Annotated in this window: 14 protein-coding genes; 11 read left to right on the top strand and 3 right to left on the bottom strand. The window is 67.7% G+C overall.

The window, feature by feature from the left end:
* The first annotated feature begins 108 nt into the window (after window positions 1–108).
* From aceE to MQH31_RS08235, 6 genes are all read left to right on the top strand, one after another.
* Window positions 109–2,835: a pyruvate dehydrogenase (acetyl-transferring), homodimeric type gene (gene aceE, locus MQH31_RS08210; RefSeq protein WP_134531775.1), complete on the top strand. Its 2,727-nt coding sequence runs from the start codon at window positions 109–111 to the stop codon at window positions 2,833–2,835.
* A gap of 7 nt (window positions 2,836–2,842) precedes the next feature.
* The gene (locus tag MQH31_RS08215) at window positions 2,843–4,048 is read left to right on the top strand and encodes a PucR family transcriptional regulator (RefSeq protein ID WP_134531774.1); all 1,206 of its coding nucleotides are present in this window, start codon (window positions 2,843–2,845) and stop codon (window positions 4,046–4,048) included.
* Window positions 4,049–4,151: 103 nt separating this feature from the next.
* Window positions 4,152–5,069: an ACP S-malonyltransferase gene (locus tag MQH31_RS08220; protein WP_243011574.1), complete on the top strand. Its 918-nt coding sequence runs from the start codon at window positions 4,152–4,154 to the stop codon at window positions 5,067–5,069.
* A gap of 18 nt (window positions 5,070–5,087) precedes the next feature.
* Complete coding sequence (locus MQH31_RS08225) at window positions 5,088–6,092, top strand: beta-ketoacyl-ACP synthase III (protein ID WP_134531772.1); 1,005 nt, start codon at window positions 5,088–5,090, stop codon at window positions 6,090–6,092.
* A gap of 60 nt (window positions 6,093–6,152) precedes the next feature.
* Window positions 6,153–6,401 (top strand): acyl carrier protein, encoded by a 249-nt coding sequence (locus MQH31_RS08230; protein WP_134446473.1) that lies wholly within the window; start codon window positions 6,153–6,155, stop codon window positions 6,399–6,401.
* 88 nt (window positions 6,402–6,489) lie between these two features.
* Entirely contained in the window at window positions 6,490–7,725 is a 1,236-nt protein-coding gene (locus MQH31_RS08235; protein WP_243011575.1) for a beta-ketoacyl-[acyl-carrier-protein] synthase family protein, read from the top strand.
* 153 nt (window positions 7,726–7,878) lie between these two features.
* Here MQH31_RS08235 and MQH31_RS08240 read toward each other — a convergent pair whose 3' ends face one another.
* Window positions 7,879–8,400, bottom strand: a complete 522-nt coding sequence (locus MQH31_RS08240) for a DUF3145 domain-containing protein (protein ID WP_243011576.1) — start codon at window positions 8,398–8,400, stop codon at window positions 7,879–7,881.
* 250 nt (window positions 8,401–8,650) lie between these two features.
* Here MQH31_RS08240 and MQH31_RS08245 point away from each other — a divergent pair, with 250 nt between their 5' ends.
* The 3 genes from MQH31_RS08245 (at window position 8,651) to MQH31_RS20635 (ending at window position 11,122) form a co-directional block, all read left to right on the top strand.
* Complete coding sequence (locus MQH31_RS08245) at window positions 8,651–9,271, top strand: PadR family transcriptional regulator (protein ID WP_243011577.1); 621 nt, start codon at window positions 8,651–8,653, stop codon at window positions 9,269–9,271.
* 407 nt (window positions 9,272–9,678) lie between these two features.
* On the top strand, window positions 9,679–10,935 hold the full coding sequence (locus tag MQH31_RS08250) for an HNH endonuclease signature motif containing protein (RefSeq protein WP_243011578.1): 1,257 nt from the start codon (window positions 9,679–9,681) through the stop codon (window positions 10,933–10,935).
* A 58-nt stretch (window positions 10,936–10,993) separates the two neighbouring features.
* Window positions 10,994–11,122 carry a hypothetical protein gene (locus MQH31_RS20635; RefSeq protein ID WP_279238351.1) on the top strand — a complete coding sequence of 43 codons (129 nt, stop codon included), beginning with the start codon at window positions 10,994–10,996 and terminating at the stop codon, window positions 11,120–11,122.
* A gap of 381 nt (window positions 11,123–11,503) precedes the next feature.
* On the opposite strand, the gene MQH31_RS08255 is transcribed toward MQH31_RS20635, so the two are convergent.
* Both MQH31_RS08255 and MQH31_RS08260 read right to left on the bottom strand, forming a co-directional pair.
* Complete coding sequence (locus MQH31_RS08255; RefSeq protein ID WP_243011579.1) at window positions 11,504–12,406, bottom strand: DUF1684 domain-containing protein; 903 nt, start codon at window positions 12,404–12,406, stop codon at window positions 11,504–11,506.
* Between the two features lie 74 nt (window positions 12,407–12,480).
* Window positions 12,481–14,289, bottom strand: a complete 1,809-nt coding sequence (locus MQH31_RS08260) for a bifunctional 3'-5' exonuclease/DNA polymerase (RefSeq protein WP_279238352.1) — start codon at window positions 14,287–14,289, stop codon at window positions 12,481–12,483.
* Between the two features lie 320 nt (window positions 14,290–14,609).
* Between MQH31_RS08260 and MQH31_RS08265 the strand changes: the two genes are divergently transcribed.
* Window positions 14,610–14,699, top strand: a complete 90-nt coding sequence (locus MQH31_RS08265) for a potassium-transporting ATPase subunit F (protein WP_134446468.1) — start codon at window positions 14,610–14,612, stop codon at window positions 14,697–14,699.
* Window positions 14,699–16,372 carry a potassium-transporting ATPase subunit KdpA gene (kdpA, locus tag MQH31_RS08270; protein WP_134531765.1) on the top strand — a complete coding sequence of 558 codons (1,674 nt, stop codon included), beginning with the start codon at window positions 14,699–14,701 and terminating at the stop codon, window positions 16,370–16,372. Before MQH31_RS08265 ends, kdpA begins: the two co-directional genes overlap by 1 nt.
* Window positions 16,373–16,422 lie beyond the last annotated feature (50 nt).

Here is a 16,422-nt window from a genome sequence, read left to right on the forward strand (position 1 = left end):
ATCTGTAGGCTGGCGTGGTGCCAGCGGTCCACAGGGACCGCTTTGCGGCACGCCTAACCAGGCACAGTCGCGTATCACACGACCGTGCCCGATAGAGAGAGGTCGACTGTGACTGTCAACGACCAGGACCCATACTCGGTGAACAGCACGGATGCGGATCCGGAAGAGACGAAAGAGTGGTCCGAATCTCTGGACGCCCTCGTGGCCGCCCAGGGACACGAGCGCGGCCGCGAGATCATGCTGAGCCTGCTCAAACGATCCAAGGAACTGCACCTGGGCGTCCCCATGGTGCCCACCACGGACTACATCAACACGATCGCGGCCGGAAACGAGCCGGACTTCCCCGGCGATGAAGACATCGAGCGCCGCTACCGCGCCTGGATCCGTTGGAACGCAGCCGTGCTCGTGCACCGAGCTCAGCGCCCCGGGATCTCCGTCGGCGGACACATCTCGACCTACGCGTCATCCGCTGCCCTGTACGAGGTCGGCTTCAACCACTTCTTCCGCGGCCAGGACCACCCGGGCGGCGGCGACCAGATCTTCATCCAGGGCCACGCCTCCCCCGGCACCTACGCGCGTGCCTTCCTCGAGGGCCGGCTGAGCGCGAACCAGCTCGACGGCTTCCGCCAGGAGAAGTCGCACGCGCCGCAGGGGCTGTCCTCCTACCCGCACCCGCGCCTGATGCCGGAGTTCTGGCAGTTCCCGACGGTGTCGATGGGCCTCGGCCCGATCAACGCCATCTACCAGGCGCAGACCAACCGGTACCTCACCAACCGGGGGATCAAGGACGCCAGCGACCAGCAGGTCTGGGCGTTCCTCGGCGACGGCGAGATGGACGAGGTCGAAAGCCGCGGCCAGCTCCAGGTCGCCGCGAACGAGGGCCTCGACAACCTCAACTTCATCATCAACTGCAACCTGCAGCGCCTCGACGGACCGGTCCGCGGAAACGGAAAGATCATCCAGGAGCTCGAGAGCTTCTTCCGCGGCGCAGGCTGGAACGTCATCAAGGTCGTCTGGGGCCGCGAGTGGGACGACCTGCTCTCCCGCGACGTCGACGGCGCCCTGCTCAACCTGATGAACGTCACCCCCGACGGCGACTACCAGACCTACAAGGCCGAGAGCGGCGCATACGTGCGCGAGCACTTCTTCGGCCGCGACCCGCGCGCCCTGAAGCTCGTCGAAGGCTACACCGACGACGAGATCTGGAACCTCAAGCGTGGCGGCCACGACTACCGCAAGGTGTACGCCGCGTTCAAGGCCGCATCGGAGCACAAGGGCCAGCCGACCGTCATCCTCGCGAAGACCGTCAAGGGTTACGCCCTCGGCCCGAGCTTCGAGGGCCGCAACGCGACCCACCAGATGAAGAAGTTCACCCTCGAGAACCTGAAGACCTTCCGTGACAGCACCCACATGCCGATCACGGATGCCCAGCTCGAGGAGAACCCCTACCTCCCGCCGTACTACCGTCCGGACGAGAACGACGAGGCGATCCAGTACCTGCACGAACGTCGCCGCGCCCTCGGCGGCTACGTTCCGGAACGCCGGAGCAAGTACACCCAGGTGAACCTGCCGCAGGACTCGACATACGCGCCGACCCTGAAGGGCTCCGGAACGCAGGAGATCGCCACGACGATGGCGTTCGTCCGCCTGCTCAAGGAGTTGCTGCGCGCCAAGGACTTCGGAAACCGCATCGTCCCGATCATCCCGGACGAGGCCCGCACCTTCGGAATCGACGCGTTCTTCCCGAACGCGAAGATCTACAACCCGAACGGCCAGCAGTACACGTCCGTCGACCACGCCCAGCTGCTCGCGTACAAGGAGAGCCCGCAGGGCCAGATCCTGCACGTCGGCATCAACGAGGCCGGCGCGATGGCCGCGTTCACGAACGTCGGAACGTCCTACGCCACGCAGGGTGAGCCGCTCATCCCGATCTACGTGTTCTACTCGATGTTCGGATTCCAGCGCACCGGAGACGCCATGTGGGCCGCCGGGGACCAGATGGCCCGCGGCTTCATGATCGGAGCGACCGCCGGTCGCACGACCCTGACCGGTGAGGGACTGCAGCACGCCGACGGCCACTCGCCCCTCCTCGCATCCACCAACCCCGCCGTCGTGTCCTACGACCCGGCGTACGGGTACGAGATCGCGCACATCGTGCGTTCCGGTCTCGAGCGGATGTACGGCGGACTTCACGACGACCCGAACGTCATGTACTACATCACCGTGTACAACGAGCCGGCCGTGCAGCCGGCCGAGCCCGAAGAGGTCGACGTCGACGGCATCGTGCACGGCATCCACCGGATCAACCACTCGCAGGTCACCGGACCGAAGGCGCAGCTCCTGGCGTCCGGCGTCGCGGTGCCGTGGGCGCTCGAGGCGCAGGCCCTGCTCGCGTCCGACTGGGGAGTCTCGGCCGATGTCTGGTCCGTCACGTCCTGGGCCGAACTGCGCAGGGACGGCATGCGGGCTGAGGAGCACAACTTCCTCAACCCCGACCAGGGCCCCCTCGTGCCGTACGTCACGAAGAAGCTCGCAGGAGCCGCCGGCCCGTTCATCGCGGTCAGCGACTTCATGCACGCCGTGCCCGACCAGATCCGCCAGTTCATTCCCGGCGATTTCGCCACCCTCGGAGCGGACGGCTTCGGCTTCTCGGACACCCGTCCTGCCGCTCGTCGGTTCTTCAAGATCGACGGACCGTCCATGGTCGTCCGCACCCTCGAGATGCTCGCCCGCCGTGGCGAGATCGACAGGGCGGTCGTCGGCCAGGCCATCGAGAAGTACCAGCTGCACGACGTGACCGCGGGCACAACGGGCTCCGCCGGGGGCGAGAGCTAACCCGACTGTGGCCCCGGCACCGAAGACGAAGGAACAGACGCTCGCCTGGTTGCGCACCATCTCTGGGGAGCTGTCCACAGCGACCCTGAAACGACTCGAGGACACGCTGCCCTGGTATGGCGACATGCCGCCAGGGCGGCGATCCTCGGTCGGGCTGGTCGCCCAGGCGGGAATCACGTCCTTCATCGCGTGGTTCGACGACCCGAAATCCACTCCGTGGATCGCGGCCGACGTCTTCGGTGCCGCCCCGAGGGAGCTGTTGCGCTCGGTGAGCCTGCAGCAAACCCTCCAGCTCATCCGGGTGTCGGTCGAGGTCGTCGAGGAACGCGTCAAGGACGGCGGCGAGATCCTCCGCGAGGCGATCCTGCTCTACTCCCGCGAGATCGCCTTCGGGGCGGCGGATGTCTACGCGCGCGCCGCCGAGGCCCGCGGCCTCTGGGACGTTCGCCTCGAGGCCCTCGTCGTGGATTCGATTCTCAGCGGCGAATACGACGACGAACTGCCGAGCCGGATCGCGGCACTCGGCTGGCACGGCCACGGCGAGGTCTGCGTGCTCGTCGGCACCACCCCGAAGATGCTCGACGTCGACCAGTTGCGCCGCTCCGCGCGGCACATGGCCGCCGACGTGCTGATCGGTGTGCAGGGAAACCGGCTCGTCCTCGTGATCGGTCGCGCGCACCCCGCCTCGGCGGACGCCGAGGACACCGTCGGGACGGCATCCGCCCTGACGTTCATGGAGATCGCGGTGCAACTGGAGCCGAGCTTCGGCGCCGGGCACCTCGTGCTCGGACACGAAGTTCCCAACCTCGTCGATGCCTCCAAGAGCGCGAAGGCGGCCCTGGCCGGCTTCGCGGTCGCCCGGTCGTGGCGCAACGCCCCGCGTCCGGTCCAGGCGGACGACCTGCTCCCCGAACGCGCCCTCGCGGGCGACCCCCTCGCCCGCGCCACCCTGATCCACCGCATCTACCGGCCGCTCCAGGCTCACTCGACCGAACTGCTCACGACGCTGTGGTGCTACCTCGACAACGGCCGCTCTCTCGAGGCGACGGCACGGGAGCTCTTCGTGCACCCGAACACCGTGCGCTATCGCCTGAAGCGCGTCTCAGAGGTCATCGGCTACGACGCGACGGGCGCGCGTGAGGCGCTGATCCTGCAATCCGCACTCATCCTCGGCTCGATCAGCGACCACGACGGCTCCACCCGGCGACGCTGACGCCCCTCGTTTCCCCTGTTTCTGCGTTAAGACACAAACGTTTTCCGGATACTTGGTAGATCATCGACACCGCGCGCGGAAATGAGCTTGGGAGACTAGGGGAATGATTGTTGTCGTCTGTCCCGGTCAGGGCTCCCAAACCCCCGGTTTCCTCGTCCCCTGGCTTGAAGACCCCGCGTTTGCGGCCGGACTCGACGCGATGTCCGCCGCGAGTGGCCTCGACCTCGTGAGATACGGGACGGTCAGCGACGCAGACACCATTCGCGACACGGCCGTCGCTCAGCCGCTGATCGTCGCTGCCGGCATCCTCACCCTCCGCGCCCTCTTCGCCGACGGCCGCCGTGACCGCGTCGCGGGAATCGCGGGCCACTCCGTCGGCGAGATCACCGCGGCGGCCGGGGCAGGCATCCTGAGCGATGCCGACGCCCTCGGGTTCGTCCGCGAACGCGGCGCGGCGATGGCCGAGGCCGCAGCCCTCGAACCGTCCGGGATGAGTGCCGTGCTCGGCGGCGACGAAGCCGAACTGCTCACGCTCCTGGCCGAACTCGGCCTCGAACCGGCCAACTTCAACGGTGGCGGCCAGGTCGTCGTCGCCGGAGCGATCGACGCGCTCGCCCGGCTCGCCGCCGCTCCCCCCGCCCGGTCCCGCGTCATTCCCCTGCAGGTCGCCGGCGCCTTCCACACCCGGTACATGCAGCCCGCCGTTGCGTCGCTTTCCACGGTCGCCGCGCGCCTCGCCCCGTCGGATCCGACCCTGCCGATCTGGACGAACCGGGACGGCAGCCAGGTCGCCGACGGCGCGCGGTTCGTCGGATATCTCGTCGACCAGGTCTCCTCGCCGGTACGGTGGGACATGTGCATGCAGTCTTTCGAGGCCGCCGGCGTGACCGGAATCATCGAGGTCGCGCCAGCCGGCGCCCTCGTCGGCCTTGCGAAGCGTGCACTCAAAGGCGTACCCAGCGTCGCGATCAAGACCCCGGACGATCTGCCCGCCGCGTTTGCACTGATCGACCAGCAGTAAGCCCGACGGAAAGAGACCATGACCAAGCCCACACTCAAGCAGTCCCACGGCCCCGCGTTCACGCGCATCCTGTCGGTCGGAGCCGCCCGCGGTGACCTGACCGTTCCCAACGAGGACCTGGTCGGTCCGATCGATTCCTCCGACGAGTGGATCCAGCAGCGCACCGGCATCATCAGCCGCACCCGCGCGAGCCGGGACGTGAACGCCATCGACCTCGCCGTCGTCGCGGCCACCGAGGCCATCGAGAAGTCCGGCATCGACCCGAAGCTGATCGACGCCGTCATCGTCGCCACCATCAGCAACGGCCGCCAGACCCCGTCCATGGCCGCCGTCCTCGCGGACAAGGTCGGCGCCAACCCGGCAGCCGCCTACGACATCAACGCCGCCTGCGCGGGTTACGCGTACGCGGTCGCCCAGGCAGACTCCCTCATCCGCACCGGCGTCGCGCACTACGCGCTCGTCGTCGGTGCCGAGAAGCTCTCTGACCTCGTGGACCCGACCGACCGCAGTATCTCCTTCCTGCTCGGTGACGGCGCAGGAGCCGTCGTGATCGGCCCGAGCGACTACCCCGGAATCTCGAGCACCGTCTGGGGGTCCGACGGCTCCAAGGCCGGTGCGATCCAGATGAACCACACCCTGCAGGAATATCACCGCGGCGAATCCGAGTGGCCCACCCTCCGCCAGGAGGGCCAGACGGTCTTCCGTTGGGCGGTCTGGGACATGGCCAAGGTCGCCAAGCAGGCCCTCGAGGCCGCCGGCGTGACGAGTGAGGACCTCGCTGCCTTCATCCCGCACCAGGCCAACATGCGCATCATCGACGAGTTCGCGAAGCTTCTGAAGCTGCCCGAATCCGTCGTCATCGCGCGCGATATCGCGACGACGGGAAACACCTCGTCGGCATCCATCCCGCTCGCCACGCACACCCTGCTTGCCGAACACCCTGAGCTCAGTGGCGGCCTCGCCCTGCAGATCGGCTTCGGCGCCGGACTGGTGTTCGGCGCGCAGGTCGTCGTGCTCCCGTAGTTTTCCCGTACCGCCTCTAAACTGAATCTCGGTCATACGAGACACCCCAAGGAGAAAAAAATGGCATTGTCCACCGAAGAAGTACTGTCCGGCCTCGCTGAGCTCATCAATGATGAGACCGGCATTGCTGCTGACACGGTTGAGATGGGTAAGTCGTTCACGGACGACCTCGACATCGATTCCATCTCGATGATGACCATTGTCGTCAACGCAGAAGAGAAGTTCGACGTGAAGATCCCCGACGAAGAGGTCAAGAACCTTAAGACCGTCGGCGACGCCGTCGACTTCATCGTCAAGGCCCAGGACTAAAACCACCGAGAACGGGCCGGCCGGCATTGCCGACCGGCCTGGTCTGTGGGCTTCGCCCGCCGTTTTGATGTACCACGGAGAGTTGCATATGACCAAGAAGATCGTTATCACCGGAATCGGTGCGACCTCCCCTCTCGGAGGCACCGCCGCTGAGACCTGGGCTGCGCTGTTGAACGGCGAGTCCGGCGCCACCACCCTCGAGCAGGAGTGGGTCGCCCGCACGTCGCTGCCGATCACCTTCGCCGCACAGGCGAAGGTTCCCGCAAGCGAGGTCCTCGCCCGGCACGAGATCAAGCGCCTCGACCCCTCAAGCCAGTTCGCGCTGATCGCCGGCCGTGAGGCCTGGGCGGATGCCGGGTCCCCCGGAGTCGAACCCGACCGGCTCGCCGTCGACTGGGCCACCGGCATCGGCGGCGTGTGGACGCTCCTCGACGCCTGGGACACGCTGCGCGAACGCGGTCCCCGCCGCGTGTTGCCGATGACCGTCCCGATGCTCATGCCGAACGGCCCCGCCGCTGCGATCGGCATGGACCTCCACGCCCGCGCCGGCATCACGACCGTCGTGTCCGCCTGCGCCTCGAGCACGGAATCCCTCGTCAACGCCTACGACCGGCTTCAGGCCGGCCGCGCGGACGTCGTGATCGCCGGTGGCTCGGAAGCCGCGATCCACCCGCTGCCGATCGCATCCTTCGCGGCCATGCAGGCGCTGTCCAAGCGCAACGACGACCCGGCCCATGCCTCACGCCCGTACGACGTGTCGCGCGACGGCTTCGTGCTCGGCGAGGGCGCAGCAGCCCTCGTCGTCGAAACCGAAGAGCATGCCAAGGCCCGCGGTGCGCACATCTACGCCGAGCTGCTCGGCGGCGCCATCACCAGTGACGCGTACCACATCACGGCTCCCGACCCGGAGGGCTCAGCGGCCGCCCGGGCCATGATCACCGCCATCCGGAACGCCGGAGCCGACCTCAGCGACGTCGCTCACATCAACGCGCACGCGACAAGCACTCCGGTGGGCGACATCGCGGAGTTCAATGCGCTCCGTCGGGTGTTCGGCGACCTGCTCGAGGGCATCCCCGTTTCGGCGACGAAGGCATCCACTGGGCATCTGCTCGGTGGCGCCGGAGCGATCGAGGCGTTCTTCACAGTGATGGCGCTCTCGACGCGGACCGCCCCGCCGACGATCAACCTCGTCGAACAGGACCCGGCCATCCCGCTCGACGTCGTGACCTCGCCGCGCACCCTGCCCGGCGGCAACCTGCTCGCGATCAGCAACTCGTTCGGGTTCGGCGGCCACAACGCCGTCGTCGCGTTCCGCTCGGTCTAGTCGACACTCTCGATCCGACCGGACGTTCGTCCCGGAATCAGGCTCGGCCCCTCGGGGTCGGGCCTGTTCTCGTTTCCGCCCCGGTCTCGTATCAACCCTGACCCGTGTCAGCCCGGCCTCGTGTCAATCCGGATCGGTGTCCATCCGGACCGGTCAGCCGACCTTGTGCAACCAGACCACGGAATTGAAGTCGCTGGCGTGGCGGAATGGCTCGAGTTCGTCGTCCCAGGCCTGGCCGAGGGCCAGTCGCAGTTCCCGGTGGAGTTCGAGGGCGTTCGCGCCCGCGGCTTCCATGGCGTAGCGAATCCTGTCCTCCGGGATCACGATGTTCCCGACGGTGTCGGTCTGGGCGAAGAAGATGCCGAGCTCCGGCGTGTGCAGCCAGCGCCCCCCGTCGACGCCGAACCCGGCGTCCTCGGTCACTTCGAAACGCAGGTGCTCCCAACCGAGCAGGGCGGATGCGAGGCGCGCTCCGGTTCCCGGGGCACCCTCCCAGTAGTACTCGGCGCGCTGGGAGCCGGTCAGCACCGGCTGATCGGACCAGTCGAAGTTCACGGCCTCGCCGAGGGCGCGACCGACCGCCCACTCCACATGCGGGCTGAGCGCCCGTGGCGACGAATGCACCAGGAGCACCCCTCGCGCAGTTGGTGGCTGGCGCGCAGGTATTGCTGTCATCGATTGTCTCCGTTCTGTGAGGTGCGTCTTCCCCAACGACCTCAGAACTGCGGACTCAATACAATGCAAGCGAGTGTGAACTTGTCGATGCGACGGAATTGCTGCCGTCCCTTGGATTATGCCTCAGCCGCCTGTGGGTATTCAAGGAAGATCGGGATATTTGATCACGCGATTCGTCCCCGTTCCCCTGGGCCTTCCGAGGAAGACGTTCGCTATACTCGGTATAGTTATCTTTCGCTTCGGAGGCCCGGTGTCGGTACGCAGTTGTCTGCTCGTGATCCTGTCGATCGGTCCGGCGTACGGATTCCAGCTCCACGCCGAGCTCAGCTCCCGCACGGCCGGACGCCGCGTCGTGAACGCCGGGCAGGTGTATGGCACCCTCGAGCGGCTCGTGAAACAGGGTGCGGTGGAATCGGCCGGAACCACTGACGACGGACTCCCCCTGTACCGGGCGACAGCGACCGGACTGAGCGAAGCATCCGTCTGGCTCACGGCGACCGACAGTGTCGTCGGCGAGGAATGGAACGATCTCGTCGATCGGGTGCTGCTCGCGTCTTCACACCCCGACGCGGATGTTCTCGGCATCATTGCCCGCTATCGACAGCGCTGGCAAGCGGACTTCGCGGGCGCGGGTCCCTCCTCAGGACACGACCCCGCGCTCGCCGGCGCGAACGGCGGCGGGCGCGGGCCCGGGCCTGGCGCCGGACAGGACCTGCTCGGCGCTGCTGCTCGGCGGGCCCTCGCGACCGCGGCACTGGACTGGCTCGACAGCACTGAGCGCGCTCTGGTCGCCGCCGGGCCTGGGCAATTCGGGCACGGCCTCAATCTTCAGAAGCCACGGCGCGGCCGGCGGCCGGCCGTAGCGGCGTAGCTCGACCGGCGTGACGATTCCCGAAAAAGTTGTCCACAGAAACGCTCTTTGATCGGGTTTTCCACAGGTGATTTGTGGGCATGCGGATGCCGGTGGAATGTCGGTGGTGCTCCGTAGAGTGACCGGCATGACAGCTGAAGAACCCTCAGAATCTCATCTGGACAGCCCAATGGACAGCAGTGTGGACAGCAATGTGGACAGCAGTGCGGACAGCACTGCGGAACCCCCTCCCAGGACCCCTCCCGATAACCCTCCCGCCATCCCTCTTGACGTCATTCCTGACGTCCCTCCCGATAGCTACCTGAACGCCTGCCACCTCGGCCTGGTGGAGCCGTCCCTGGCCGAGGTGTATGACGCGATCATGGAGGCGGACCGGGAGATGAACCGGGCCCCTGCTCGCCGGGCTGATGCGATCTATACCGCGCAGCGGGTACTGGCCGACGTCGGCCGGGCCCGCGCGGAGGCCGCCGTGCAGGCCCGGCGGGCGACGCCCGCCGTGGTCGCCGGAGGAGGCCACGAAGGAAGAGTTCACCTGCGAGGTCGGCGCCCTGCTCCGGCTCCCGCGGCGCACGACGGAGACCCTGATCGAAGCCAGCCGCACCCTCGCCGAAGAACTCCCCGCGACCCGGGAAGCCCTTGCAACCGGGGCGATCAGTTACCGGCACGCGCAAGTGATCATGGACCAGGCCTGGGGCATCCGTATGGGGGATGACCCCGTTGCGGCCGCCCGGGCCCGGGCCGTGTTCGAAGACGTCCTCGTGCCCGACGCGGAGTTCCTGACCGTGGCGAAGCTCGCCGACCGGGCCCGCAGGGTCCGGGAACGCACCCACCCGAAAACCATCACCGCCCGACACCAGAAAAGCGTCGAGGACCGACACCTGGTCTTCCAGGCCCTCAACGACAGCATGGCGTCCCTGTATGTGACCGGCGACGCCGAGAAGATCCAGGCCGCCTACCACCGCACCCTCGACACCGCCCTCACCCTGCAACGCCCGGACGAGGAACGCACGCTGACCCAGCTCGCCGCAGACGTACTCACCGACGTGTTGATCGGCGGGGTCACCCCGGACGGGACCGGTGCCGGGGTGGCCGCGCAGGTGAATGTGACCGTCCCCGTGCTGACTCTCCTCGGGAAGAGTGAGGAACCGGGCTATCTGGCCGGGTACGGGCCGATCGACCCGGATACCGCGAGGCGGCTGGCGGCGGGGGCGCCAAGTTTCACCCGGCTACTCACCCACCCCGAGACCGGGGTCGTGCTCTCCATGGGCCGCGACACATACAAAGTCCCCGCCGCGCTCAAGAAGTGGCTCGAGGTCCGGGATGAAACCTGCACCTTCCCCGGCTGCCGCCGCTCCGCCAAACGCTCCGACGTGGACCACAGCGTCGAATGGCAACACGGCGGGCAGACCGACGCGATGAACCTCGCCCACCTGTGCCCGTATCACCACGCGGTGAAGAGCTACACGAGATGGACACCCCGGCACCTGGGTGACGGTCGCATCGAGTGGACCTCCCCGGCCGGGTATCGCTACATCGTCGAACCCTCCGCCGACATGCGACCACCCCGGACACCCAAACCCGCACCCAGACCGCCGGCCCCCGTCGTGGACGTCTGGAACCTCGACCCCAAACCCGACGACCCCGACAACCCGACACCGTTCTGACCGGAGAAGACAACCACAGTTCGTCGGCCCTCGACGCGGGCGCCCCGACAGTCGAGCGGTGGACCCGTCCGCCGACATGCGACCACCCCGGAATCCCCAACCCGCACCAATACCGCCGGCCCCGATCGTCGACGTCTGGAACGTCAACCCCGAAACCAACGACCCCGACAACCCGACACCGTTCTGACCGGAGAGGACAGGCACTGTTCGTCGGACCTCGACGCGGGCGCCCCGACAGCCAGTCGGTGGACCCCTCCACCGACATTCGACCACCTCGGAAGGCCAACCCGGAATCCAGACCAGCGGTCCCGGTCGTCGATGTCTGGAACCTCGACCCCACACCCGACAACCCCGATAACACGTCACCGTTCTGAACAGCGCAAGGACGGGAACTCCTCATCGAACGTCGACGCGGTCGACCCTGAACAGGTAGCCCGTTGGGAGACGCGGCCTGTAACCCACGCAGCCCGTGGACGACGCGGCCAGTAGTCGACGCAGCCCGTGCCTGACGCCGCCCGTTGGAAAATGCGACCCGTGGACGACCTCGCCGAAAGTCGAGTCGACCGCGTCAGTCGTGCAGCGGTGTACCGTCTGCGGCCAGGACCATCCGCTCGCCGGCCTCGATCGGGATGGCGAGACGATTCTGGGCCGGTGCGATGGGGCAGTTGAAGCTATAACTGAAGGCGCACGGCGGCAGGTAGGCCCGGTTGAAGTCGAGGCGAATCGTGCCGTCGCCCTCCGGTGAAACGCGCAGGAACCGGCCGACACTGTAGGTGCTGACCCCGTTGGTCGCATCGGCGAAGACGAGCAGCAGGCTCGGCCCGTCCTCGAAGGCCGCGAGGCTGTAGTCGACACCGTCCCTGGTGAAGGTGATTTCGCCGGGCAGGGCACGCTGGCGGGTGCGCCCCTCGTCCTGCAGGTGCGCGATGCTGACCTCTCCCCGTCCCGGGATCGGCGTGAACGTCGCCTCGACCACCCAGTCCGGATCAAAGGGAAACGCATCGATGCGGCCGAAGTCGCGGATTCCTTCGGAAGCGGCGTCCCAGACCCGGAGGGCATAACCGCCGTCTTCCCCGGCGATCACCGTTCCCGTCAACGTCTCGCTGAAGCGGATGCTCGACGGCTGCATCGCATCGAGTCCGGCGACCAGGACCGAACCATCGACCACGTCACCGTCGACGATGATTCCCTCGCTCGCCGTGGCGGTGAGGGAGAGACCGGATACGCCGGCCGGGAGCGGCGCCCACACTCCGGGGACACCCCAGACCGGCTGCCCGACCGCGGGGTCCCCGGTGATCCACTGGGTGTTCACCAGAGCGAGATTGCCGCGCGGCCCGACGACAGCTCGGGCACGACCGTCCCGGAACTCGGCGAGCTGTGCGCGTGCGGTGTCGATGTCGCCGTGGGCAGCACTGCGGTCGGCTCCGCCGTCCTGCTCTGCCCGCTTGGCCTGCTCTGCGTGCTCTGTCATGCCTGCGCCGTCCCGTCGTGTCGGTGTCTTCGGTACAACCGTCATCGGCCGGGGTTTATTGCCGCAGCGGGCTGCTATTTCGCGTCACCGTAGTTGTCGACGGTGGCAACGGTCAACAGGAAGTCGACAGGGAAGCTGCCGAACAAGTGCCTCCCCGCCGTGGCCGCGGCCTCTTCGATGATGGTCGCAACCCGGGTCGCGAGGTACTCGGGCGTGTGCACGATCACTTCGTCATGGAGGAAGAAGACCAGGTGCGGCACGTCGGCGAACACGGAACCGCCGTCCCCGCTAGGAGAGCCCGACGCAATTGCGGAACCGGCCACAGGCCCAGCACCAACACCAGCATCGGCCCCGGCCCCGGCCCCCGCCTCGACCTCGGCCGTAAGCTTCCGGAGTTCCCTCCGGATCTCCGCCATCCAGCACAACGCCCACTCTGCTGCGCTGCCCTGCACCACGAAATTGCGCGTGAACCGACCCCAGTCCCTGGCCTGGGTGCGCGCCCTGCGCTCATCGGCGTCGCCGGCTCCCTCCGAGGAAGCCAGGGACTGGGCGGCGTACCACGCCTCTCCGGGAGGCGGCGAGGATCGGCCCAGCCTGGTCGTGACCTGGTCACCGCGCTCCCCCGCGCGCGCGGCGGTCTCGGTCAGGGCGAGTGCCCGCGGATACGCTCGCGCGAGCCGCGGCAGCAGCCGGCCGCTCTCCCCTGTCGTCGCGCCGTACATCGCGCCGAGCATGGCGACCTTGGCATGGGCCCGGGTTTCGACGACGCCGCTGGCGACGATGCCGGCGTAGAGGTCTGTGCCGCGCCCGGCATCCGCCATGGCCGTATCGCTCGAGAGCGCCGCGAGGATGCGCGGTTCCAGTTGGGCGGCATCCGCGACCACGAGCTTCCAGCCGGAGTCTGCGACAACCGCGCCGCGCACCTGCTTCGGCAGTTGCAGAGCTCCCCCGCCGCGGGTCGCCCACCGGCCGGTCACGACCCCACCCGGCAGGTACTCCGGGTGAAAGCGGCCGTCGACGATCCAGGTGTCCATCCAGTACCAGCCGTTGGCGCTCAGCAACCGGGCGAGCTTCTTGTACTCGAGCAGTGGCTCGATCACGGGATGGTCGAGTTCCTTGAGCTCCCAGGCCCGCGTCGAGGTCACGGCGAGACCGGCCCGCCGGAGGGCCCGGGTGAGTTCGGGCGGCGAGTCCGGGTTGACGAGGGGGTCGTCGAGTTCGAGGCGGATGCGTCCGACGAGCTTTTCGAGGAGCACCGGGCGGACCCCGGGGCCGACCCTCGGCCCGAGCACCCTGGTCAGCAGCTCGTCGTGCACGTCGGTGCGCCAGGGCAGCCCGGCGAAGCGCATCTCGGCGGCGATGAGCGCACCGGCGGATTCCGCCGCGAGCAAGAGGCGGAGCCGCCCCGGCTCTTCGGTCTCCGCGACGGCCGCGAGCTGGCGCCGGAACTCGGCACCGAGGTCCGCGAACCCCGCGTCCCCGTCCACGTCGGCGTCGATATCGTCTCCGAGCAGCTCGAAAAGGGTCGCGCCGGGATCGCGGCTCTCCGCCACGAAGGCGAGGGCGGCGTCCCACCGGCTCGGCTCGGACCTCGCGAGCTCGCTCGCGGCGGTGAGGACGGAGTGGCGCAGGATCGCGTGGCAGAGCCGCAGGTCGTGGGCACGCTCGACACGCACGCCGGCCTCGAGAAGGACGGGGTAGATGCTCGCGGTGTCCTCCCAGACCCAGCGCGGCGACCCGAGTTCCTCGTGGCGCACCAGACCGGGGAAGTCGCGCGCCGACACCGGGCGGACGGGACCCAGCGTCACGCCCGAGTCGTTGAGGACCTCGACGAGGAACTCCCCGTTGCCCCGTCGACCGACCAGTATGTACACGCTTTCCATTCTGCCAGCGCGCACCGACGGCCTTCGCTGCGACCAGCGACGGTCGGCACCAAGGTGGAGCGCACCGCGCGCAGAGAAACCGTTAGGGTCCGTCGGTGCGCCGTATGGATACCGTGAGGACCCCGTTTTCCGGCCCGAATCGGGCGTAATCCTGTGGAGTACCCCGGTTCCGACCCCGGGGAATCCGCGCCTGCACCGGCGCGGTCACCGTGTGGATGGAGTTCTCCTGTGCCCGACCTCGTGCTTGACATCGTCTACGTTCTCGGCATCATCGCCGTGTTCGCCCTGATCGGCCTCGTGGCCAAGGGAGTCGAGAAACTGTGATCGTCTTCGACCTGCTCGGCGCCCTGCTCGCCGTCGCGGCCCTCGCTTACCTCGTGCTCGCCCTCGTGAAGCCGGAAAGGTTCTGATGGACCTCTGGTTCGCCGTTCTTCAAGCGCTCACCCTCGCGCTCGTTCTCGCCCTCATCTATCGCCCCCTGGGCGACTACATGGCGGCGTTCTACCAGTCGTCGCGTGACCTCCGAATCGAGCGCGGCTTCTATCGCCTCATCGGAGTCAACCCCCGGTCGCAGCAGACCTGGCAGTCCTACCTGCGCAGTGTGCTCGCCTTCTCCCTCCTCGGCGTGCTCTTCGTCTACGCCATCCAGCGCGCCCAGGCGGTATTGCCCTATTCCCTGGGCTTTCCGGCCATCCCCTCGGGCCTGTCGTTCAACACGGCCGTCTCGTTCGTGACCAACACGAACTGGCAGTCATACTCCCCCGACGTGACGATGGGCTACTCGGTGCAGATGCTCGGCCTCGCCGTGCAGAACTTCGTCTCCGCCGCGGTCGGCATCGCCGTGGCAATCGCCCTGGTCCGCGGTTTCGCCCAGCGTCGGACCGGCACGATCGGAAATTTCTGGGTCGACCTGACCCGCGGGGTGCTGCGACTGCTGCTCCCGGGTGCTGTCCTCGCCGCGGTCGTCCTCCTAGCCGGCGGCGTCATCCAGAACCTCACCGGGTTCACGGACGTCACCACCATCACGGGCGCCACCCAGTCCATACCGGGCGGGCCGGTGGCGTCGCAGGAGGCGATCAAGATGCTCGGCACGAACGGCGGCGGATTCTTCAACGCCAACTCGGCGCATCCGTTCGAGAACCCGACCGCGTGGACGAGCATGTTCCAGATCATTCTGATGCTCGCGATCCCGTTCAGCCTGCCCCGCACCTTCGGCACGATCGTCGGCGACAAACGACAGGGCTACGCCATTCTCGGAGCGATGGCCGCGATCTTCGTGGTCTCCCTCACCGCGCTCACGCTCTTCGAACTCGGCGGCGCCGGCACGGCCCCGCTCGCGGCGGGCGGCGCCATGGAGGGCAAGGAACAACGCTTCGGAATTATCGGGTCCGCCCTCTTCGGAACGACCTCGACCCTCACCTCGACCGGCGCCGTGAACTCCATGCACGATTCCTTCACGTCGCTCGGCGGCATGATGCCGATGCTCAACATGATGCTCGGCGAGGTCGCCCCCGGCGGCACGGGGTCCGGGCTGTATGGCATGCTGATTCTCGCGGTGATCACGGTGTTCATCGCCGGCCTGCTGGTCGGCCGCACACCGGAGTACCTCGGCAAGAAAATCGGCCCGCGCGAGATCAAGATCGCGAGCCTCTATATTCTCGTCACCCCGACCCTGGTCCTCGCCGGCACCGCGCTGAGCTTCGCGATTCCTGCCGTGCGAGCGGATGTCGAGAGCACCTCGATCTGGAATCCCGGCCTGCACGGTCTCTCCGAAGTGCTCTACGCCTTCACCTCTGCGGCCAACAACAACGGTTCCGCCTTCGCCGGATTGACCGCCAACACTCCGTGGTTCAACACGGCGCTGGGCGTTGCCATGCTCCTCGGCCGCTTCCTGCCGATCGTCCTCGTGCTCGCCCTCGCCGGTGCGCTCTCCGCCCAGGACACCGTTCCGGCGACACGCGGCACCCTGCCGACCCACCGCACGCAGTTCGTCGGTCTGCTCGTCGGCGTGACGGTCATCATCACCGCGCTCACGTACTTCCCGGTGCTCGCTCTGGGTCCGCTCGCGGAAGGACTGCAGTAGCCATGACCGCAGCAACCCTGGCCGCGGCCTCGGCCACGCCGGCTCCCCCG

The sequence above is a fragment of the Cryobacterium zhongshanensis genome (assembly GCF_022760445.1).
Classification (GTDB): Bacteria; Actinomycetota; Actinomycetes; order Actinomycetales; family Microbacteriaceae; genus Cryobacterium; species Cryobacterium algoricola.